The sequence below is a fragment of the Nocardiopsis sp. CNR-923 genome (assembly GCF_001942255.1).
Taxonomy (GTDB): Bacteria; Actinomycetota; Actinomycetes; order Streptosporangiales; family Streptosporangiaceae; genus Nocardiopsis.
This window is the reverse complement of sequence record NZ_MKKC01000069.1, coordinates 47,119-67,750: the sequence shown is the minus strand read 5'-3', so window position 1 is coordinate 67,750 and position 20,632 is coordinate 47,119. Positions and strand designations below refer to the sequence as shown.

At 71.5% G+C, this 20,632-nt stretch carries 17 protein-coding genes and 3 pseudogenes; 14 read left to right on the top strand and 6 right to left on the bottom strand.

Annotation, left to right across the window (positions count from 1 at the left end):
- The first annotated feature begins 148 nt into the window (after positions 1–148).
- Genes BJF83_RS08660 through BJF83_RS08650 form a run of 3 tightly spaced genes read left to right on the top strand, consistent with a single transcriptional unit; the run spans position 149 to position 4,377 of the window.
- Positions 149–1,420, top strand: a complete 1,272-nt coding sequence (locus BJF83_RS08660; protein WP_075925877.1) for an NAD(P)H-binding protein — start codon at positions 149–151, stop codon at positions 1,418–1,420.
- 9 nt (positions 1,421–1,429) lie between these two features.
- Entirely contained in the window at positions 1,430–2,584 is a 1,155-nt protein-coding gene (locus tag BJF83_RS08655) for an AAA family ATPase (protein ID WP_075925876.1), read from the top strand.
- The gene (locus tag BJF83_RS08650) at positions 2,551–4,377 is read left to right on the top strand and encodes a helix-turn-helix transcriptional regulator (protein WP_075925875.1); all 1,827 of its coding nucleotides are present in this window, start codon (positions 2,551–2,553) and stop codon (positions 4,375–4,377) included. Before BJF83_RS08655 ends, BJF83_RS08650 begins: the two co-directional genes overlap by 34 nt.
- 248 nt (positions 4,378–4,625) lie before the next feature.
- Here BJF83_RS08650 and BJF83_RS30440 read toward each other — a convergent pair whose 3' ends face one another.
- Entirely contained in the window at positions 4,626–5,546 is a 921-nt protein-coding gene (locus BJF83_RS30440; RefSeq protein WP_075925874.1) for a hypothetical protein, read from the bottom strand.
- Entirely contained in the window at positions 5,477–6,247 is a 771-nt protein-coding gene (locus BJF83_RS30435) for an MFS transporter (RefSeq protein WP_075925873.1), read from the bottom strand. Before BJF83_RS30435 ends, BJF83_RS30440 begins: the two co-directional genes overlap by 70 nt.
- Positions 6,248–6,483: 236 nt before the next feature.
- On the opposite strand from BJF83_RS30435, the gene BJF83_RS08635 reads away from it, so the two are divergent.
- The 8 genes and pseudogenes from BJF83_RS08635 to BJF83_RS08600 all read left to right on the top strand — a co-directional run bounded on the left by BJF83_RS08635 (position 6,484) and on the right by BJF83_RS08600 (position 13,680).
- On the top strand, positions 6,484–6,885 hold the full coding sequence (locus BJF83_RS08635) for a hypothetical protein (protein ID WP_075925872.1): 402 nt from the start codon (positions 6,484–6,486) through the stop codon (positions 6,883–6,885).
- A gap of 144 nt (positions 6,886–7,029) precedes the next feature.
- A pseudogene (locus BJF83_RS30945) lies at positions 7,030–7,568 on the top strand (NADPH-dependent FMN reductase).
- 87 nt (positions 7,569–7,655) lie between these two features.
- On the top strand, positions 7,656–8,168 hold the full coding sequence (locus BJF83_RS08625) for a flavin reductase family protein (protein ID WP_083678462.1): 513 nt from the start codon (positions 7,656–7,658) through the stop codon (positions 8,166–8,168).
- Complete coding sequence (locus tag BJF83_RS08620) at positions 8,165–8,965, top strand: ABC transporter ATP-binding protein (RefSeq protein ID WP_075925871.1); 801 nt, start codon at positions 8,165–8,167, stop codon at positions 8,963–8,965. Before BJF83_RS08625 ends, BJF83_RS08620 begins: the two co-directional genes overlap by 4 nt.
- A 31-nt stretch (positions 8,966–8,996) precedes the next feature.
- Complete coding sequence (locus BJF83_RS08615; protein ID WP_394329314.1) at positions 8,997–9,842, top strand: ABC transporter permease; 846 nt, start codon at positions 8,997–8,999, stop codon at positions 9,840–9,842.
- A 14-nt stretch (positions 9,843–9,856) separates the two neighbouring features.
- Positions 9,857–10,972 carry an ABC transporter substrate-binding protein gene (locus tag BJF83_RS08610; RefSeq protein WP_075925893.1) on the top strand — a complete coding sequence of 372 codons (1,116 nt, stop codon included), beginning with the start codon at positions 9,857–9,859 and terminating at the stop codon, positions 10,970–10,972.
- Between the two features lie 34 nt (positions 10,973–11,006).
- Positions 11,007–12,092 (top strand): LLM class flavin-dependent oxidoreductase, encoded by a 1,086-nt coding sequence (locus BJF83_RS08605; RefSeq protein ID WP_075925869.1) that lies wholly within the window; start codon positions 11,007–11,009, stop codon positions 12,090–12,092.
- A 478-nt stretch (positions 12,093–12,570) separates the two neighbouring features.
- Positions 12,571–13,680 carry an ABC transporter substrate-binding protein gene (locus tag BJF83_RS08600; RefSeq protein ID WP_075925868.1) on the top strand — a complete coding sequence of 370 codons (1,110 nt, stop codon included), beginning with the start codon at positions 12,571–12,573 and terminating at the stop codon, positions 13,678–13,680.
- Positions 13,681–13,806: 126 nt separating this feature from the next.
- On the opposite strand, the pseudogene BJF83_RS08595 reads toward BJF83_RS08600, so the two are convergent.
- Both BJF83_RS08595 and BJF83_RS08590 read right to left on the bottom strand, forming a co-directional pair.
- Positions 13,807–14,730 (bottom strand): annotated as a pseudogene (locus BJF83_RS08595) (fatty acid desaturase family protein); the annotation flags it as partial.
- A gap of 283 nt (positions 14,731–15,013) precedes the next feature.
- Positions 15,014–15,901, bottom strand: coding sequence for an alpha/beta fold hydrolase (locus tag BJF83_RS08590; protein ID WP_075925892.1), 888 nt, complete (start codon positions 15,899–15,901; stop codon positions 15,014–15,016).
- A gap of 722 nt (positions 15,902–16,623) precedes the next feature.
- Between BJF83_RS08590 and nhaA the strand changes: the two genes are divergently transcribed.
- Positions 16,624–17,898: a Na+/H+ antiporter NhaA gene (nhaA, locus tag BJF83_RS08585; RefSeq protein WP_075925867.1), complete on the top strand. Its 1,275-nt coding sequence runs from the start codon at positions 16,624–16,626 to the stop codon at positions 17,896–17,898.
- Between the two features lie 153 nt (positions 17,899–18,051).
- Positions 18,052–18,261, top strand: a pseudogene (locus BJF83_RS26640) (TetR family transcriptional regulator C-terminal domain-containing protein); the annotation flags it as partial.
- 88 nt (positions 18,262–18,349) lie between these two features.
- On the opposite strand, the gene tgmC reads toward BJF83_RS26640, so the two are convergent.
- Together tgmC and BJF83_RS08570 are read right to left on the bottom strand one after the other, a co-directional pair.
- Entirely contained in the window at positions 18,350–19,516 is a 1,167-nt protein-coding gene (gene tgmC / locus BJF83_RS08575) for an ATP-grasp peptide maturase system methyltransferase (RefSeq protein ID WP_075925866.1), read from the bottom strand.
- Entirely contained in the window at positions 19,513–20,451 is a 939-nt protein-coding gene (locus tag BJF83_RS08570; protein ID WP_394329312.1) for an MvdC/MvdD family ATP grasp protein, read from the bottom strand. Before BJF83_RS08570 ends, tgmC begins: the two co-directional genes overlap by 4 nt.
- Between BJF83_RS08570 and BJF83_RS27410 the strand changes: the two genes are divergently transcribed.
- On the top strand, positions 20,415–20,630 hold the full coding sequence (locus tag BJF83_RS27410; protein ID WP_394329313.1) for a hypothetical protein: 216 nt from the start codon (positions 20,415–20,417) through the stop codon (positions 20,628–20,630). The two genes, BJF83_RS08570 and BJF83_RS27410, sit on opposite strands and share 37 nt — an antisense overlap.
- Positions 20,631–20,632 lie beyond the last annotated feature (2 nt).

Genomic DNA, 20,632 nt, shown 5'->3' with positions numbered 1-20,632 from the left:
CGCTGGAACCCGCTCGACGTGTTCCGTCACCGGCGGTCGGTCCGGCTGCCCAGGGACCGGGAGCAGGGCTGCGGGTCGTAGCGGACCCCGGTCACGCCAGTCGGTTGACTGATGCCGCGTCCGGCCGTCGATCCGTAGCGTCGTCCACATGAACGAGAACGAGGGAACGTACCTGGTCACCGGTGCCACGGGCAGAGTCGGGGGCCAGGTGGCACGGCAGCTGCTCGACGCGGGAGCGACCAACGTGCGCGCGCTGGTGCGCGACCCGTCGGCGGCCCGCCTGCCCGCCGGGGTGGAGGTGGTCAGGGGCGACCTGTCCGACGCCGCCTCCCTGGACGCGGCGCTCGACGGCGTGACCCGCGTGTTCCTGGTCTGGCCCACTCTCCAGGCCGACGCCGTCGCCCCGCGGGTTCTGGCCCTGATCGCCGATCGCGTCCGCCGGGTGGTCTACCTGTCCTCCACGGGAGCGGGCGCGGCCGAGCCCAACGACCCCGTCAACGCGTCGCACGCCCGGGTCGAACACATCCTGCGCGAGTCGGGGGTGGAGTGGACCTTCGTGCGCGGCGGGGGCTTCGCCGGCAACGACCTGGCCTGGGCCGAACAGGTGCGCGGCGGGGGTGTGGTCCGCGAGGGGTTCGCGGGCTGGCGCAGGTCCGTCGTCCATGAGGCCGATCTCGCCGCCGTCGGCGTCCGCGCGCTGACCACCGACGACCATGTCGGCGCGGTGTTCGCGGTCACCGGCCCGGAGGTGTTGAGCCAGGCGGAACGCGTGCGGATCATCGGTGAGGTCACCGGCCTGGACCTGCGCTTCGAGGAGCAGACCCCCGAGGAGACGCGCGAGGCCTTGCGCACCTGGCTGCCCGAGGACGCGGTCGAGGACACCATGGCCGAGATGGCGACGATGACGCGCGTCTCCGAGCCGGTCACCGCCGACGTCGCCGAGGTGCTCGGCCGTCCCGCGCTCCCCTACCGGCGGTGGGTGGCCGACCACCTGGCGGACTTCCTCCCCGAGAACGCCGTCTCCGAGGGCGTGCCGTCGACGGCGCGGGTGGCGGCCGAGTACGTGCGGGCGATCGAGCACGGCGACGTCCGGGCGGTCCTCGACCGCATGACCGCGCCGGACTACGTGCTGGTCGCATCGGACGACATGGTCGGGTCTCCGGTGGAGTTCGGGGTGGACGGCATGGAGCGGCGGCTGGAGGCGGTGGCCGGGACCGGGGAGATCCACGGCGTCGAGGTCGACGAGCCGCTCGTCCGGGGTGACCGGTTCGCGGTGCGGTTCACGTTCGTCTCCACCGTCTCCACCTCCCCGCGGACGGGGCCGCGGCGCGCCTACGCCGAGATCTCGCTGTTCACCGTCCGGACCGGTCGGATCGTGCGGGAGGAGGTGTTCCACCAGCGGCCGACCGCGGTTCGGTAGCGTGGGCGCGTGCTGTGGGGACGGGACGGGGAGACGGCGAGGATCGACGCGTTCGTCGCCGCCGCCCGGTCCGGGCGCGGCGGCGCGCTCGTCCTCAGGGGCGAGGCCGGGATCGGCAAGTCGGCGCTGCTGGAGTACGCCCGGTCCGGGGCGACCGGCATGCGCGTTCTGCGCGGAGCAGGGGTCGAGACGGAGAGCGAACTTCCCTACGCGGGTCTGCACCTGCTGCTGGGCAGGGCCGTGGAACGGGTGGACGCGCTGCCCGGCCCCCAGGCGCGGGCGCTGCGCGGCGCGCTCGGGGCGGACGACGGCGGCGTGCCGAACCGGTTCCTGGTCGGGCTGGCGGTCCTGACCCTGCTGGCCGACCTCGCGGAGACCGATCCGGTGCTCTGCCTGGTCGACGACGCGCACTGGCTGGACCAGGCCTCGGCCGAGGCGCTGCTGTTCGCGGCCCGGCGGCTGGAGGCGGAACGGGTCGCCGTCCTCATGGCGGTCCGGGAGCCGCACGCGCCCAAGCTCGCCACACCCCACGTCGACGAACTCCCCGTCCGGCGGCTCTCCCGCGCGGACGCCGAGGCCCTACTGCGGCAGCGCGCCGCCGACCTCCCGCGCCGGGAGAGGGAACGCGTGCTGGCCGAGGCTGCCGGGAACCCGCTGGCGTTGACCCTGTCGGGTGACGGCGGCCCGCACCGCCGGTCCGGCGAACCAGGCCGGGTCCTGGACGCCTTCGCCGAGCGGGTCGCCGCCCTGCCCGCGCCGACGCGCACGCTGGTCCTGGTCGCGGCGGCCGACGACTCCGGCGAGGTCTCCGCCGTGCTCCGCGCCGCCGCAGGTCTGGGCGTCCGCCGGGACGACCTGCGCCCCGCCGAGCGCGAGGGGCTGCTCCACGTGTCCGAGGGCCGGGTGGAGTTCGGCCACCCGCTGGTCCGGTCGGCCGTCTACCGGGGGGCGGACTCGGACGCGCGCGCCGCCGCGCACCGGGCGCTGGCGGCGGTGTTCGCGTCGCGCCCGACACCGCCGACCGCCGCGCCTGGCACCTGGCGTCCGCGGCCACGGAGCCCGATGAAGGCGTCGCCGCCCTCCTGGCGCGAACCGCGGAGCGCGCGCGCAGACGTGGCGGGCTCTCGGCCGTGTCAACCGCCTACGAACGCGCCGCCGCGCTGAGCCCCAGCCTCCGGGACCGGAGTCGCCGCACGGTGGACGCCGCCGAAGCGGCCTTCGACGCCGGGGACCTCGCCCGCGCGGCCGAGCTGGTCTCCCGCGTCGACCCGTCCCACGAGGACCTGGCGGGGCGGGCCGCCGTGGCCCGGTTGCGCGCGCGCCTCGCCGTGGCTGACGGGAAGGCGGGCGAGGCCCACCGGATCCTCTTCGGCACCGTCCTGGACGCGGGGGTCACTGATCCTGGTACGGGCGTCCGTGCGATCGGTCACGGCGCCGGAGCGGCCGGACCCCGAGTGGTCAGCGACGCCCCGGAAACCTCGGGTAGCGCAGGCACCGACGGCGCTCACGGCACCGCGCCGCCGGAGCGGGACAGGGAAACCGGCGGCGCAGGCGGACCTGAGGACACCCCAGGGGAGGGGGCCGCCCGAGGCGCCCTCGGCGCGCGCGGCACCGGCGCTGCGGGAGGAAGCGAAGGCGCGGAGGAGACTGGAGCACTGTTGGTCGACGCCGTCCGGGCTGCGTGGGTCGCCAACGACTTCGACTGCGTGGCGGGCATCGGCGCGTACGCCGCCCGTTTCCCCGAGGGGGCATCGGCCCGGGCCCTGGCCAGGGCGGCGCTCGCGACCAACCGGCTCGACGTCGGGCACGTGGCCGAGGGCGTCCGCGAACTGCGTTCCCTCCTCGCCGAGCCCTCCCCGGCCGCCGAGACGCCGCACGACCGAGTGACCCGCGCCCGGCTGCACCTGGTCGTGGGCGACCTCCACGGCGCCCGCCGGCTGGCCGCCGACCTCGAACGCGAATGCCGCCACCAGGGCGCGTTGGCGGTCCTGCCCGGTGTCCAGGTGGTGCTCGCGCACACCCAGACCCTTCTCGGCCGACTCCGCGACGCGCGCGCGACCATCGACGACGGCCTCCGAAACGCTGCGGAGACCTGTCAGGACCACGCGCGTGTGGAGCTTCTGGCGGCCGGGGCCCTGATCGCCGCCCGTCAGGGGGACGACGGTCGCTGCCGTGAGCTGGCCGCCGAACCCCTGGAGTTCGGCGTGGCCCCCGCCTGCACGCAGGCCGCCGCCGCGCTCAGCCTGCTCGACCTGGGGCGGGGCCGCTATGAGGAGGCCGTGGTCCGGTTGGAGGACGTGGTGGCGGGTGACCGCCCCATGGGGGTCGTCGGCGGTCTCCCCGTCCTGGTCGAGGCGGCTTTCCGGCTGGGACGGCCGGACCGGGCCGCCGACGCGGCCGACCGGTATGCCCTCTGGGCGGAGGCGACCCGGCAGCCCTGGGCACGGTCGGTGGCGCTGCGGTGCCGGGCCCTGATCGACGGTTCCGGGGCGGACTTCCAGAGGGCGTTGGAGCTGGACGCCCTCCCCTTCGACCAGGCCCTGACCCGGCTGCTCTACGGGGAGTGGCTGCGCCGCCGTCGACGGATGACCGAGGCCAGGCGGCACCTGCGCACGGCGTCGGAGGACTTCCTCCGCTGGCGTGCCGAGCCGTGGGCGGCGCGGGCCCGCGCCGAGCTGCGCGCGACGGGGGAGATCCGCGCGACCGACACCCTCGCCCGTGACGCCGCCGAGGAGTTGTGGGACCGTCTCACTCCGCAGGAACTCCAGGTGGTCCGGCTGGCCGCCACCGGCCTGAGCAACCGGGAGATCGGCGCGCGGCTGTTCCTGAGCCCGCGTACCGTCGGCCACCACCTGTACAAGGCCTACCCGAAGCTCGGCGTCGCCTCGCGGACCGAGCTGGGCGCGCTGGGCCTGCACCGACGACCTCCCGACGCCGCGCGCGCCCGGACGGAGTGATCGGACCTGTCGGCGGCGGGCCACTCCCGGCGGCCCAGCGGACCGGACGGCGGCTCCCCGGCGGGGAGGCGTCCCGCGGCCTCCCGTCACCGCGGCCCGTCAGCGTGCCGAGCGGGTACCGCGGGTTACCGTCCCTCCGTCGGTGCACGGCTCAGCCGTGCGGAGGCCGGCGTCCGGCTCGTGTCCGAGGGCGTGTGCCGCAGGACGCCTGCCCCGCTGCGCGACGGACGGCATCCACGGCACAGCCGTCAGGCGTCCTGCGGCTCCCTCCGCTCGGCGTCGCTCCCGCCGTCGGAGTCGTCGTTGGGGGCTCCGGCGCCGACCGCGCCGCCGCCGAGGCCCTCCAACCGCACGCCCCGCAGCGCCCACAGGACGACGAGCCCCACCGGGACCAGCACCACCGCCGTGAATCCGTATCCTGTCTGGACCGCGACCGTGAACGCCGACCGCGCCGCCTCCAGCAGCTCGCCCCCGATCCCGCCGGGCAGTGTCTCCGCGACCGCCGTCGCGCCGCCCACACTCTCCCCCGCCGCCTCCACCGCGTGCGGCGGGACCTCCTCCAGCCCCGCGCCGTCCAGCAGCCGCCGGTAGACCACCGCGGCGAGGCTGCCCAGGAAGGCGAGGCTGAGCGCGTTGCCGAAGCCGCCCGCCACGTCACCCATCGCGGCGGCCGATCCCGCCTTCCTCAGCGGCGCGGACGCGATGATGAGGTTGTAGCTCAGAGTGAACAGCGGCCCCAGCGCCAACTGGATCACCACCGCCGCGACGACGATTCCCGGCAGCTTCCCACCGCCGACGAACCACACCATGGCCGCGGCCCCGGCTCCCGCGACCAGCAGCGCGAACCCCATGACGAAGCCCGGCCGGGCCCACCGGTTCAGGACGGTCGGCAGCAGGCCGCCGACGATCGAGCCCAGGGCGGGGGCGACCAGCAGGAGGCCCGCCCGCCCCGGTGACATCCCCTCCACCGCCTGTAGGTACTGGGCCAGCAGCATGTCGGCCCCGCCCGCGCCCAGCAGCATCAGCAGCATGGCCACCAGGGACACCGAGAACGCGGGCGTCGAGAACAGCCGCAGGTCGAGGAGGGGTTCCGGCACGCTCAGCTGCCGCCGTACGAAGAGCGCCCCGAGCACCAGCCCCGCCGCGACGCAGACCAGGTACGGCCACATCGGGCGCCGGACCCGCTGGCCATGTCGTCGGCCATCTCCTGGAGCCCGAAGATCACCGCGATGACGGCCAGCACCGAGAACACCACGCCGAGCAGGTCCAGGCGCTGTGCCCGCTCCCCCTCGACGCGGGGCAGCAGCGGGGCGAACAGCAGCAGGAGCACCGCCACGGGAACGTTGATGAGGAACACCGATCCCCAGGAGAAGTACTCCAGGAGCACACCGCCCAGCGGGGGTCCGATCGCCATCCCCGCCGAGAACGAGCTCATGACCACGGCGATGGCGGCGGAGAACTGACGCGTGTCGGGGAACATCACGCGCAGCAGGGAGGTGATGCTCGGCAGCAGGGAGGCCGCCGCCATCCCCATCACCGCCCGCGTCGCGATGAGCATGGTCGGGTCGAACGACAACGCCGCGGCCAGGGAGGACACGCCGTACACGGCGACCCCGGCCGTGAGCAGCCGCCGGTGTCCCATCCGCGGGCCCAACCACCCCATGGTGAGCACCACGCCGACCTGGAGGAACGAGGCCACGTGCAGGATCCACAGCAGCTGCGTGCTGCTGGGGGCCAGGTCCGCGGCGATGGCGGGCAGCGCCAGGAACAGGACGGTCATGTCCGTGGCCGACATGAGCAGCGGCAACGTCAGCACCGCGAGGCCCAGCCACGCACGCCAGGTCGCGGTTCGGGGGATGTCGGTCGCCACGTCGTTCTCCCATGTTCGGAGGGGTCCCAGCGCCCCGACCGTACGACCACCACGATGGTCGTGATCAACGCCGATGCACGCGATGTGACGAGCGTCACGCGACTCTGCGCGACGAGGCGAGACGAAGTCCCAGGAAATTCTCGCCGAGAGTGAGCACAAAGGCACAAGCCCCGTGCCTTGCGGGTTCCCGTGCATTATCGTCTCGTCACATGGGGCACACACCGAGACATGCGCTGATGGACACCAAGGACCGTACAGGTCCCTCAGAACCACACGCGACGCTCTCCGCCTACTTCGGAACACCGCTCGCCCCCCGGGAGTTCACCCTCCCGAGCGGCGTCCGAGTCGGCGTGGACTGCGCGGACGACACCCCCACGACCGTGCTCGGCCAGTGCTACATCCATTGGGGACAGATCAAGTCGAACCAACGCAACAAGGTCATCGCCGACGCCTTCAAGCTCGCCTGGCTCAGGGACACCGGCTTTCCCGACGCGCGGGCCGTCCTGGCGCTGAGCACGCCCTTCACCCGGTTGCTGGGCCACGGCGCCTGGCTGCCCGCGGCCCTGGCCGCTCACCGGATCGAGGTCCACCTGGTGGACGAGGGGCGGAACGTGCAGCGTATGGATATCGTCCCGTGACCACTTCTTCACAATTCATCCATTTTTCGCCCCTACCTTTGACGGGTCAACGATCTCCGCGGGCCGTCGACGATCCTGCTTCCGCCCGCTCTCCGTCGAAGTCTCCGGTTCCCCACCGGAGGAGTCTTGTCTGGAGGGTGTCCCGTGGGCTCATCCCATGTGGTAGCGCTGGTAGGTAATCCCCGCTCGGGCTCACGCACCGCACGCGCGGCAGAGCACCTCGCTCGTCTGCTCTCGGCCGCGATCCGGTCCGACGCACCGGTCGAGACCGTCGACCTGTCGGCCTACGGCCCAGCCGTGCTCGACCCCCGCGCAGCCGACGTCGACTCCGCCGTCGACACCGTGCGGTCCGCCGACCTGCTCGTCGCGGCCAGCCCCGTCTACAAGGCACGTTCACCGGCCTGCTCAAGTCCTTCCTGGACCGCATGCCCCCCGAGTCGCTGCGCGGCACCGTCTGCGTTCCCCTCATGGTCGGCGCGTCCGACGCGCACTCGTCCGCCCCCGAGGCGTCCCTGCGCCCGGTCCTGGTCGAGCTGTCCGCCATCTGCCCCACCCCAGCGCTGTACCTCAAGGAGGCCGTGCTCGGGGAGCTGGGCAGCGACACCGACCCCGCCGTGCGCTGGTACGACCGGCACGCGCGGACGCTCTCCTCGGTCATCGACGCACTCCCGGTACGCACGTGATCCGGCAGACTCCACCGTCCCCCGGCTCGGCCGCCGCCCCCTCCCCGCGGCGGCCGAGCGCACGTGTCCGTCCCCTGAGGAGCAGGCTTGACCTTTCCTGAACCCAGCCCGCACGCCGCCGACGCCCACCGCGACCCCTCCGCCTTCCGCGACGGCCTCGCCCGCATGGCCACGTCCGTCTGCGTGATCACCACCGAGGTCGAGTCCGGTCGCCACGGCTTCACCGCCAACAGCGTCGTCTCCGTGTCCGCCGACCCGCCGCTGATCGGGGTCTTCCTGGCGACCACCGCCGAGTGCCACGAGGCGTTCGCCCACGCGCGCACCGTCGCCGTGAACGTCCTCGCCGACGGACAGGAGCGCCTCTCCACCCTGTTCGCCACGCGGGGGGCCGACAAGTTCGGCTCGGCCGAGTTCGCCCGCGGCGACCTGGGCGCCCCGGTCCTGCCCGGCGCGGCCGTCATCCTGGAGGGCGGGGTGCACGCACGGCACTCCGCGGGGGACCACACGATGTTCCTCGTCGACGTCGCCCGCGTCCGGGCCGGGAAGACCGCCCCGCTCGTCTACCAGGGGCGGCGCTTCCGAAGGTTGGCCGCCGCGTGACCAGTGAACGCATCGAGGTCCGTGGGCTCACCAAGATCTACGAGGGCGGCGACCCGCACCGGCCCACCCTCGACCGCATCGACCTCGACGTCCCCCGGGGACAGTTCGTCAGCCTCATCGGCCCCAGCGGCTGCGGCAAGTCCACCCTCGTGCGCGTCGTCGCCGGTCTGGAGGACTACGACGAGGGCGCCGTGACGGTCTTCGACGCCACGCCCCGCCAGATGTGCGCGGCCAAGGCCGTCGGCTTCGTCCCCCAGACCCCCGCGCTCCTGCCGTGGCTGAACGTGCGGCGCAACGTCTCCCTGCCCGCCCGGGTCAACCGCAGGGCCGGAAAGGGCGCCGAGCACCCGGACGAGCTGCTGAGGATGGTCGGGCTGGAGGACGCTGCCCGCAAGTACCCGCACGAGCTGTCCGGCGGCATGTGTCAGCGCGTCGCCATCGCGCGCGCCTTCGGCACGCGCCCCGACCTGCTGCTCATGGACGAGCCCTTCTCCGCCCTGGACGAGTTCACCCGCGAGGCGCTGCAGTGGCACCTGCTGCGCCTGTGGGAGCGCATGTCGACGACGGTCCTGTTCGTCACGCACTCGGTCCGGGAGGCGGTCACGCTCTCCGACCGGATCGTGGTCATGTCCGCCCGCCCCGGCCGCGTGCACGAGGTGATCCCCGTCGACCTCCCCCGGCCGCGCGGCGACGAGGTGACCGGTCCCCGCGGGCACGCCCTGGAGGACCGCGTCCGCGCCTCGCTGCTCGGCGCATGGGAGAGCGGCGCCGCCCCCGACGACCTGATCCCGCAGTGACGGGAGGAGAGAACGTGGCCACCGTCAACAGATCGGCGGGCGTCGACCGCGTCCCGTGTCCGGGAACCCGCCCGGCCCCCGACGCCCCAGGAAGCGCCGAGGGCGCCGATCCCCGTTGTCCCCACGCGTGTGGCTGCCGACCGTCGTCGCGGTCGCGCTGGTCGGCGCGGGGTGGTCGTGGATCGCCGCCGAGCACCCCTATGTCCTTCCCACACTCTCCGAGGTCGGCCGGACGTTGGTCTCCGACCCCGTGCTCTTCGTGGAGAACGCCTGGTCCACGCTCCAGATCGCGCTGCTCGGCGTGGCGTGGGGAGCCGGAACGGCGTTCGTCCTGGCGTTGCTGATGTCGGAGATCCCCGTCCTGCGCCGGGCGATCATGCCGCTCGCCGTCGTCCTGAACGTCACCCCGGTCGTCGCGCTGGCGCCCGCCCTGGTGGTGGCGTTCGGGTTCGGCATGACTCCCAAGGTCATCGTCACGGCGATCGTGACCGTCTTCCCCGTCCTGATCAACGTCACCACCGGCCTGCGTTCGGTCCCGGGTCCGGCGCTGCACGTGTTCAGGACGCTGCACGCCTCCCGGCTGGAGGTGCTGCTGAAACTGCGACTTCCCAGCAGCCTGCCCTACGCCCTGGCCGCGCTCCGCGTGGTCCTTCCGCTGTCCATCGTGGGGGCGGTCGTCGCCGAGTTCGTCGCGGCCGGGTCCTCCAGCGGGCTCGGGACGATGATCCGCAACGCGGCGGCCAACGCCCAGTTGCCCCATGTGTACGCGGCCATCGCCTGCCTGGCGACGATGGGCGTGCTCATGCTCGCCTTCACCGCCCTCCTGGAGCGCAGACTCCTGTTCTGGCACGAGTCTCAACTGACAAACCCCTCATGATCGGAGCTGTCCGCATGACCATCCCCATCGTTCCTCCCCGCCCCCGGCGCCTACGCGCAGCGGCCTCGGCGGCGGCGGCGTCCGCCGTCCTGCTGGTCTCGGCGTGCGGCGGGCAGCAGGAGGACGAGGCGCCCGCGGTCGCGACCATCGTCGACGACGAACGGTGCGCGACCAACGAGGCCGCCGGAACGATCACCTACGTCACCGGCTACCAGTACCAGGCCTCGGTCAGCATCCTGGAGGCGATCGCCGCCGACGCGCTCGGGTACTTCGACTCCGTGTGCCTGGACGTGGAGATCCAGCCCGGCAGCGGTGACACGATCGGCAACGCCCAGTTGGTCGCCGCGGGCACCGCGCAGTTCACCTCGCTGGGCAACGAGGCCGAGATCCTCCAGGCGAACACGTCCGACATCAGCGTCATGGGCATCGCCACCTACGGGCACGTGCCCATCGCGACGCTGTTGACCGGCCCGGACGTCGAGGAGCTCGGCGACCTGGAGGGGACCACGCTCGGTCACAAGGGCATGCTGCCCGCTCCCTTGGAGGCCATGCTGGCCACCGAGGACGTGAACCTCGACGAGGTCGAGCAGGTCGAGGTCGGCTACGACCCCAGCGTCCTGCCGCGCGACCAGGTCCAGGCGCTGACCGCGTTCCGCTCCAACGAGCCGTTCCTCCTGGAGGACATGGGCGAGGAGTTCACCGAGTGGCGGCCCGAGGAGTACGGCGTGGTCGGCTCCTTCGGCGTCATGGCGACCTCGCCGGAATTCGCCGAGGAGAACCCGACCGTCGTCGAGGACTTCCTGCGGGCACTGTCGCGTGCCTTCGAGTACTGCGTGGTCACCGAGAACGGCGAGGAGTGCGTCGCCTACGCGGCCGAGCTGAGCGACTCGGGCTACGACGTCGAGCACAACCTTCGCGTCTGGCAGGCGGAGAGCGACCTGGCCACGGGCACGACCCGGGAGAACGCCCCGGTCGGGTACATCGACCTCGAAGCGACCGAGGCCGAGGGCCAGACGCTCGTGGACGCGGGCCAGCTCGACGAACTGCCGGAGCTGGAGCCCCTCTTCGAGCCGAGCTTCCTGGAGGGCGTCCACACCAACGGCGAAGTGACCTGGCCCGCCGAAGAGTAGTCAGAGCACGGAAGTGACCAAGGAGTCTGAAGGAATGACTGAACCAGGTGTGACGGCACCGACGGAGTACGGTCTCTTCCTGCCGATCGGCAACGGCGGGTGGATCATCTCCGAGACCGCTCCGCACCCCGAGGCGAGCTACGAGTACAACCGCCGCTCCGCCGTCCTGGCGGAGGAGAACGGTTTCGACTTCATCATGTCGATGGGCAAGTGGCGCGGCTACGACGGCGCCACCGACCACTGGGGCCGGACCCTGGAGTCCATGACCATGATGTCGGGGCTCGCCGAGGCCACGGAGCGGGTGAAGGTGTGGTCGACCGTCCACACCAACCTGTTCCACCCCGCCCTGACCGCGAAGATGTTCACCACCCTCCAGGAGATCAGCGGCGGCAGGGCCGGGCTGAACATCGTGGTCGGCTCCTACGTGGACGAGTTCGCGCAGATGGGCCTGTGGCGCGAGGAGTTGTCGCACGCCGACCGGTACCGGTTCACCGAGGAGTGGACCGCACTGGTCAAGCGGCTGTGGACCGAGGACTCGGTGACCTTCGACGGTGAGTTCCACCGTCTGGAGGACTGCCGGTCGCGTCCGCACCCCGACCCGATGCCGACGCTGATCAGCGCGGGCCGTTCCGAGACCGGCCTGGACTTCCAGGCGCGGCACTGCGACGGGTCGTTCCTGACCGCGTCGACCCTGGAGGGCCTGCGCGACGCCAGCCGCGACGTGCGTGAGCGGGCGCAGGCGCTCGGTCGGCGGATCAGGACGTACTCGATGCTGACCGTCGTGATGGACGAGACCGACGCCGCCGCCGAGGCCCGCCGCGCCGAGTACGGGCGGGGCGCGGACATCGACGCGATCGTCAACATGAAGCGCTCGTGGGGGCTGCCCGCGGACAAGGCGCTCTCCCTCACCGCGGAGAAGCCGGAGGACGAGGCGTTCCAGACGCCGTTCGTCGTCGGCTCGCCCGACACGGTGACCGAACGGATCCAGGAGATCGTCGGATTCGCCGAACTGGACGGGTTGATGCTGATCTTCCCGGACTACCAAGCGGACCTGGCGGCGTTCGGCGAGGCGGTCATGCCGCGTCTGCGCCCCGAGGCCGTCACGGCCACGAGCCGCTGACCGGGACCACTCCCCACCCCCGCTCCCCGTGCCGGGGTGCGGGGGGTGGGGGCCGCCGTCATCCCACGGCGGCCCCCATCGCCCCGATGTCGAGTGACGAGCGCCACATCACGCCGGGTGACGATCGGGCGCGTACGCCCACGTAGCCTTAGCCCACAGTGACCAGCGTGCCGCACCCCTATACCACAGGGGTTTTAGTCCACTAAAGTCCTGATTTATGCGGCATACGACTCGTGCTGAGCAGGCGTGTTCCCTGGGCTGAATCATCACGGTCACCTTTGATCGTCACCGTCCGCACGCAAGGTGGCCGTACCCGTCCCGCGCACCACGTCCCCAGCCCCGGCAGCCCTGTAGGTCGACGCGAGCCCCGTCCACTACGGCGCGCGATCGACCGCACACCATGAAGCACGTCCTGTCGTGTACCGCACCTGTTTCCGCCCCGGAGGCACGTGCCCCCGACACGAAGGAGTCACCGGCCATGTCCACCCCCCACCCCCCACCCCCACGGCGGCGGTCGCGCCTCGGATCCGCGGCCGCGGTCTCGGTCCTGTTCCTGAGCAGCGCGTGCGGCGGCGCACAGGAGGACGAGGAGGCCGGTTCGGCCGCCGTCGTCAACGACGAGCGGTGCGCGACCAACGCGGCCGCGGGCACGGTCACCTACCTCACCGGTTATCGGTACCAGGCCTCGGTGAGCATCCTGGAGGCCGTCGCGGCCGAGGCGCTCGGGTACTTCGACGACGTGTGCCTCGACATCGAGATCGTTCCGGGCACCGGTGACACCTTCGGCAACGCCGAGACGGTGCGCAACGGCGAGGCGGAGTTCACCTCGATGGGCAACGAGGGGGAGATCCTCCAGGCCCACGAGCAGGGCATCGACGTGATCGGCATCGCCACCTACGGGCACGTGCCGATCGCGACGCTGCTGACCGGCCCGGACGTGGAGCAGCTCACCGACCTGGCGGGCACCATGCTCGGACACAAGGGCGCCCTGCCTCCGCCCGTCGCGGCCATGCTGGTCTCCGAGGGCGTGGACCTGGACTCCATCGAGCTGGTGGAGGTCGGTTACGACCCCTCCGTCCTGGTCGAGGAGGAGGTCGACGCGCTGACGGCGTACCGGTCCAACGAGCCGTTCCTGCTGGACGCCATGGACGCGCGGTTCATCGAATGGCTGCCCGGCCAGTTCGGCGTGGTCGGGTCGTTCGGGGTGATGGCCACCGACGCCGAGTACGCGGAGGCCAACCCGACGGTCGTGGAGGACTTCCTGCGGTCGCTCTCCTACGCGTTCGAGTACTGCCGGGACCACGTCACCGAGTGCGTCGAGTTCGCGGCGGCCCTGGAGGACGAGCAGGAGTACGACGTCGTGCACAACGCACGCATCTGGCAGGAGGAGTACGAGCTGGTCAGCACCTACACGGTGGAGGGAGACCCGCTCGGCAGCATCGATCTCATCCGCACGGAGGACGAGGCGACCGTTCTGGTGGAGAACGGCCAGCTGGAGGAGATCCCCGCGCTGGAGCCGTTGTTCGAGCCCCGTTTCCTGGAGTCGGTCCACCCGGCCGGCGAGGTGAGCTGGCCCCGCGGCGAATAGCGCTGCCGCTCGGACCCGACACGTCCGATCCGCCGCCGCCCGGGAGGGTGGCGGTGGACCGTCGAGCACGAGGCTCGGAGAGGTGACCGCTCCCGGCCCCTCACCTCCTCCGTCGCTCGCGGAGCGGGCGCCCGCGGCGTGCATGTGGACGAGTGCCTCGACGTGCGAGCGCACGAATCCCGTCTGGTGGTACGGCACGCCGATCCGCTCGCAGTACGCGCGCACGATGGGCTGGGCCCGCCGCAGGTGGGGGCTGGGCATGCTCGGGAACAGGTGGTGCTCGATCTGGTAGTTCAGACCGCCCAGGGCGATGTCGGTGAACCACCCGCCCCGGACGTTGCGTGAGGTCAGCACCTGCTTGCGCAGGAAGTCGAGCTTCTCGCCCCTCTTCAGCGTGGGCATGCCCTTGTGATTGGGGGCGAAGACGCAGCCGAGGTAGACGCCGAACAGCCCTTGGTGGACCGCGACGAACGCCAGCGCCTGGAGCGGTTCCAGCACGGTGAGCACCACCGCGAGGTAGAGCACGAAGTGGGCGCCGAGCAGGACGCCCTCCAGGAGGCGATGCCTGGTGCTGGGCCGGAACAGCGCGCGCACACTGCCCACGTGCAGGTTGAGGCCCTCCAGCGTGAGGAGCGGGTAGAAGAGGAACGCCTGCCACCGGCCGAGGAAGGCGGGCAGCCCCCGGGCCGCTCGCGCCTGGTCCTGTGACCACACGAGGAGTTCGGGTTGGACGTCGGGGTCGAGTTCCTCGTGGTTGGGGTTGGCGTGGTGCCGGGTGTGCTTGTCCTGCCACCAGCCGTACCCGAGACCGATGCCGAGGTTGCCGACGATGCGGCCGACGAACTCGCTGGGTCCGCGCCTGCGCAGGATCTGGCGGTGCGCGAGTTCGTGGGAGACCAGGCCGACCTGACCGAACACCACCGCCATCGCCACCGCCGTGGCGAGCTGCCACCACGAGTCGCCGACGAGGACGAACAGCGCCCACGCACCGGCGTAGGCCAGACCGATGAGCGCCAGCCGCACCCCGAAGTACACCGGGGTGCGGTCCATGAGGCCCGCGGCCTGGACGAGCCTGGACAGTTCGGCGAAGTCGCTGCCGCCGGGGCTTCCGGGCGGCGGAGCGGTTGGCGAACCGGTGAGGGGCATGAGATGTCTCCCTGGAGTGAGGGGTGCCGTGTGTCCCTCGACGCTAAGCGGGTAGGGGCGGCCGCCGCCATGGCGCTCACCCGTGGATGTCCGGAGGTGCCCGCATCCGCACGCCGCCGTCCCGCCTCCCCCGCGGTCGGCCGCGCACCCCCGGGACCCGGGCCCGGCCGTGGCGCCCCGGGACCGGTCAGTCGAACTCGCGCAGGAGTGCGGCGACGCGTTCGGGACACTCGTGCAGGGCGAGGTGCCCGGCTCCCTCCAGCACGTGCACGTCCGTGTCGAGCAGGCGGCGGGCGGGCCCGTGCAGCCGGGCCGGGGAGAAGAAGGTGTCGTCGGATCCCGTGGCCACGATCCGGGGAACGTCCGACCACGGCCGCAGGCACTCCATGGTCAGCGGTCCGGGCGCGAGGCTGGTCCGGCAGTGCCGTGCGACCAGGGTCATCCACGGCGCCAGCGGGTGCACGCCCGTGCTGACGTGTTCGGGTCCGCTCATGGAGTTGAGCAGCCGGGTGCTCTTGCTGTCGCGCGGCCCGATCATCCACGGCAGCACCGCCCGCATCACCTCGGGGGTCAGCCCGGCTGCGGTGAGCCCCGCGGGGCTCACGAGCATCAGCGCCCTGGTCAGCTCGGACGGGGTGGCGGCCAGGGCGATCGCCGCGCCCAGGGAGTGCCCCAGGACGATCACCGGCTCGTCGGTCAGCTGGGGCAGTACCTCGTCCAGCCAGGCCCCGTAGGCGGCGGTACGCGGCGACCGGGGACGGACTCCGCAGCTGAGGCCGGGCTGGCCGGGGACGTCGACGGAGATGACCGGCCGGTCGCGGGCCAGGACGCGCAGCGGCTCGACGGAACTGGCGGTGTTGAAGTTGGTGCCGTTCAGGAGCACGACGGGGGTGCCCGCTCCGGCCGCCCCCGCCGACGCGCGGAATGCCCGCGTGGTGCCGAGCTCGGAGGTGACCGCGGGAAGCGGAACGAGCCCGGTCCACCGGGAGATCTCGTCCTCGCACCAGGTGCGCACGGTTCGCGCACCTGATTCGGATCGGTAGACGTGCGCGCCACGCACGTGGGAGTCGAGCATCAGCCGCCTGGTTTCCAGATAGGGGTGTTCAACGCCGACCAGTCTTCCCGGCACTCCATCTTCGGACTGTACGCGGGTGACGCGTGTCATGCCAGACCCGTCGCGTTCGGCCGCACCAGCCCCGATGCCCGAGGCGCGGAGGCGGATGACGCCGCTCGGCGCGACCACCCATGCTAGCCGCGGACACCCCGTGACCAGGGATCACGGACCTCTCCCCGGACCGCACCGAACCCACGGAGCACGAATGGGACGCGCGTCACATTTCTCATGACCGGAACACGAACATCAAAGCATCGCATTCGGGTAGGAGTCCCCTTCGTCGGCGCAATCCCGCCGAGCACACCCGGAGGAGCGCGCGTCAGTGGCGGACGTCACCGAGCAACCCTCGGGCCGTTCGCCCGAATCATTGACATATGATGCCTGGTGCCTGTTATCACAGGACCCGATGTCCGCCGTGTAGTCACCGGAACTCCAGGCAGGGACATGACCGGGCCAACAACCAACCAACCCGTTGGTCCCGGTCGCCGACGGCGGCTCCCACCGCCGCGGTCCCCGCCTCCCCGATAGCGAAACGACCGAATCGGGTTCGGCGCGGACACATGCCCTCTGGGCTGGACATCCACCCAAGGGTCCGTGAACATGGGCGGGGCGCCGAGCGCCTCAGGTGTGCCGGGAAGACTGGTCGGCGAGTCCCTGTCGAGTCACGTCCTGGAGCGTCGCACATGAGCATCGACCCGATCGAGCACCCCACTCCCTCGAGCCCGCTGCTCAACCGCGTCGCGGACACCCTGCGCAGTGACAGCGTCGGCGGCTTCGTCCTCATCGGCGCGGCACTACTGGCGCTCCTGTGGATCAACTCGCCCTTCGGCGAGACCTACGAGCACCTACGCGGGATCCGGTTCGGACCCGAGTCGCTGCACCTGAACCTCACCCTGGAGACCTGGGCGGCGGACGGACTCCTCGCGATCTTCTTCTTCGTCGTCGGCAACGAGCTCAAGCAGGAGTTCGTCAACGGCGAACTACGCAACCCGCGGCGCGCCATGCTGCCGATCATCGCCGCCGTCTGCGGCATGGCCATCCCCGCCGCGATCTACGCGGCGGTCAACATCTCCACACCGGAGACCATGCCGGGCTGGGGCATTCCGATGGCCACGGACATCGCCTTCGCCGTGGCGATCCTCGCCGTCATCGGCCGCTGGCTGCCCCCGGCGCTGCGCACCTTCCTCCTGACCCTGGCCATCGTGGACGACCTGGGCGCCGTCATCGTCATCGCCGTCTTCTACACCGAGGAGATCCACTTCGGTCCCCTGGCCGTGTCCGGCCTCGGCCTCGTGGTCTTCTGGTACCTCCAGCGCGGCAAGGGCCTGGCCGCCAAGCTCAACGACTCGGCGGTCCCGAACTGGCTCGTCTACGTCCCGTTGGCCGTCATCGTGTGGACCCTCATGCACGAGAGCGGCGTCCACGCCACGATCGCCGGCGTGGCCATGGGTCTGCTCATGCGCACCTCCAAGCGGCCCGGCGAGCACCACGACCCCAGCCACGGCGTCGAACAGCTGCTGCGCCCCTGGTCCGCCGGCCTGGCGCTGCCCATCTTCGCCTTCTTCTCCGCCGGTGTCGCCTTCGACAGCATGGGCGCCGTGTTCACCGACCGCGCCGCGCTGGGCATCATCCTCGGCCTCGTGGTCGGCAAGGTCATCGGTATCGTCGGCGGTTCCTGGGTCATGACCAAGCTGACCGCCGCCGAGCTCAACCCCAGTCTCAGATGGATCGACCTCGTCGGCATGTCACAGCTCGCGGGCATCGGCTTCACCGTGTCCCTGCTCATCACGGAGCTGTCCTTCGCCAGTTCGCCCGAGCACCTCACCCACGCCAAGTCGGGTGTGCTCATCGCGTCGCTGATCGCGACCGTGCTCGCCATCGTCATCCTGGGCGCCCGCAACCGGCACTACCGCGCACAGGCCGCGACCTCCCCGTCGGAGGCCGGGAAGAGCACCTGACCCCGCTCCCCTGACCGGCGACGGGACGGCCCCGCCACCTTCCGGGTGGCGGGGCGTCGGCCGTCCGAGGCCGTCCCGCTCCAGGATGCCGACCTGATCCGCCTCCTCCGCCGAACGTTGGAGTGCTGAGCCGTTCGGACACCGCGAAGCCGCGACAGGCTGCGCGACCTGGTCGCCACCGCCCAGCGGACCGGCGAACTGCCCCCCGGCGATCCGGCGCGCATCGCGGCCGGTGCCCAGTCCTTCGTGCTCGGCCTGGTGGTCCAGGCTCTGTTCGACCCCGCCGCGTTCCCGCCCGACCGCCAGGTCGGGCTGCTCGACGACTACCTGGCCGCCCTGGCGTCCCCGCACACCACGCGATGATCGACGGCCCCGTGTGTGGAGGCGTGTTCCTCCCGTACCCGGCCCACCACCCCGGGCAGAGGGCTGGAGCGGCTCGCAGGATCATGCCTCACGTCAGCGGCCAGCGGGGACCGTCCGGATTCTGGAACCACACCCATTGATCCTCGGCGTGCACCGTGACACCGAAGTGCGACCAGTCCGGTTCTCCGTTGGCCACCCACCACGCGTGGGTGGCCTCCAGGGCGCTCCACAACCGCCTCGGGCCGCCCTGGGACACCGCGAACCCACCGTCGACCGGTTCGGTGTCGACCTCCGCCCACGCCCCGTCCGCGCCCTCCAGGGCGAGGAACTCGGTGCCATCGTCGGCGACCCTGAGCACCGTGTGGGCGTCGACCGTGGCGAGCTGGGCCACGAACGCGAACGCCGGTTCGCTAACCAGGGAGGGGTCCAACGTACTCACACCGGACTCGCCCTCGTCGTCCACCGTCACGCGTGCGCGCGGCGTGTGACTCCGCGCGGGCATGAACCCCGCCCACTCCGGCAGGAAGCGGCCCTGTGCCCTGCCGTCGTCGCCCACCCGGAGCTTGAGCATCGCACCTCCGGTACCGCCCGCGATGTTCACCAGGACCAGCCCACCGGGTGCGACCTGGTCGATCCACGCCGAAGGGACGTGGGTGAAGGCCGTGGTGGAAATGATCCGATCGTAGGGAGCCCGGTCCGGATAGCCCTTGTGGCCGTCGTACTCCGCGACGACCGGGTGATAGCCCGCCCTCGCGAGACGCTCGGTGGCGTCGGAGACGAGGCGCGGTGAGATGTCGATACTCGTCACGCGCTCCGAACCCACACGCTCGCTGAGGATGGCCGCGTTGTAGCCCGAACCCACACCGATCTCCAGGACCCGGGAATTGTCGTCCAACCCCAGTTCGTCGAGCATCCGGGCCATGAGGCTCGGCATCGTGGATGAGCTGGTCCACCGACCCGTGCCGGCGCCCTCGGGCAGAGCGCGTGCGACCGATTCCCCCTCGACCTCGATGACCAGCGTCTCGTCGGCGTAGACATGGGACGCCCACTCCTCGCGCTGCGCGGCCACGTCCCGGCGCACGAGGCGGTACCGCGTGCCCTGTGGGGTGTGCTCGTTCAGGGCGAAGGCGGGGACAAACGCGCCCCGGTCGACACGGCGGAACGCCTCGGACAACGGCGAGCCGGACGCGAACACGCCTGCCTGCGCGAGTTGATCGGTGAGCACCGACGCGGACGGATGCGCGGCACCGGTCACGTCTGTCCTTTCTCCAGTAGGTCAGCGATGGTCTGCCCGATGGGCAGGTCACAGTGATGGGCGAGCCACCCCCATTCCCCATTGGGGTTGACCTCCAACAGGGTCCAACTCCCATCCGGGGAGACGATGAAGTCGGCTGCCCCGTAGGTGAGATCGAAGGCCCGCATGTAGCGTTCCAGACCCTCGCGTACCGTGTCAGGGACTTCGACGACCTCGTAGCGGTGAGAGGCGTAGTCGGTGCGCCAGTCGACGTAGGCGGCCTCGGAGGTGGCGTGGATGGCCACGGCGAACAGCCGCGTCCCGACAACCGTGACGCGAACTTCGTAGTCCTTGTCCACCCACTGTTGGAAGCAATGCGCTGTCAGGGCGAGTGCGCTGTCACGTAGCTCTTCGGTGTCGGTGATCCGGTTGGCGTAGACGACCTGTGTTCGACACCCCTCGACGTGAAAGGCACCACCGAGCGGCTTGTACACGCCCGCGCCGCCCTGCCGGGCAAGGAACGCGCTCGTGGACTCGGGGACGTTACCGACCCAGGTCGGCGGCAACTCCAGGCCAGCCCGGACGGCGGCGGCGTACTGAACGGGCTTGTATTCGGCATCCGCCATCGTCGAGGGGTGCGACACCCAGTGCGCTCCGAGGCTGGCGAGCACCCCGCCCAACCCGAAGCGGCCCTCGACTCGGGCGAAGCGTTGTTCGTCGGCGTTCATCGCCTCGGGCAGATCGAAGGGCGGGCAGCGGCGGTGGTAGACGGCGCCGATGTCGGACAGGTCCACCACCGTCTCCGGCAGGATCAGGCGACCGTCCCACCCGGCGGAGGTCAGGCGGGCGTCCAGGTGTGCGCGGATGAGGAAGTCGGACAGGTCGAACACCACGGGACGGTGGCCGCGCCCGGGTACACCTGCTTTCGGACGGCGCTGTCGTCGGCCTGGTGTCACCCCTGATGCTCTTCCACCTGTGTGACGGCGGCGTGGTGACCGCCAGCGAGCACAACCGAGGCGTGGTTCTACACGACGACACCATCGACCACGAACGGATGAGCTCCCAATTCAAGCGGGCACTTGGGTCAGCCCTGTCCGCCGAACAATCCCGCGAAAAGATGGAAGGAATGATCTGACC

Bases quoted from the DNA above. Each gene is read 5' to 3' on its own strand.
- BJF83_RS08590 (WP_075925892.1), bottom strand. From the start codon at position 15,901: ATGCTCGACTCCCACGTGCGTGGCGCGCACGTCTACCGATCCGAATCA.
- BJF83_RS08660 (WP_075925877.1), top strand. From the start codon at position 149: ATGAACGAGAACGAGGGAACGTACCTGGTCACCGGTGCCACGGGCAGA.
- BJF83_RS08610 (WP_075925893.1), top strand. From the start codon at position 9,857: ATGACCATCCCCATCGTTCCTCCCCGCCCCCGGCGCCTACGCGCAGCG.
- nhaA (WP_075925867.1), top strand. From the start codon at position 16,624: ATGAGCATCGACCCGATCGAGCACCCCACTCCCTCGAGCCCGCTGCTC.
- BJF83_RS30440 (WP_075925874.1), bottom strand. From the start codon at position 5,546: ATGTGGCCGTACCTGGTCTGCGTCGCGGCGGGGCTGGTGCTCGGGGCG.
- BJF83_RS08635 (WP_075925872.1), top strand. From the start codon at position 6,484: ATGGACACCAAGGACCGTACAGGTCCCTCAGAACCACACGCGACGCTC.
- BJF83_RS08605 (WP_075925869.1), top strand. From the start codon at position 11,007: ATGACTGAACCAGGTGTGACGGCACCGACGGAGTACGGTCTCTTCCTG.
- BJF83_RS08600 (WP_075925868.1), top strand. From the start codon at position 12,571: ATGTCCACCCCCCACCCCCCACCCCCACGGCGGCGGTCGCGCCTCGGA.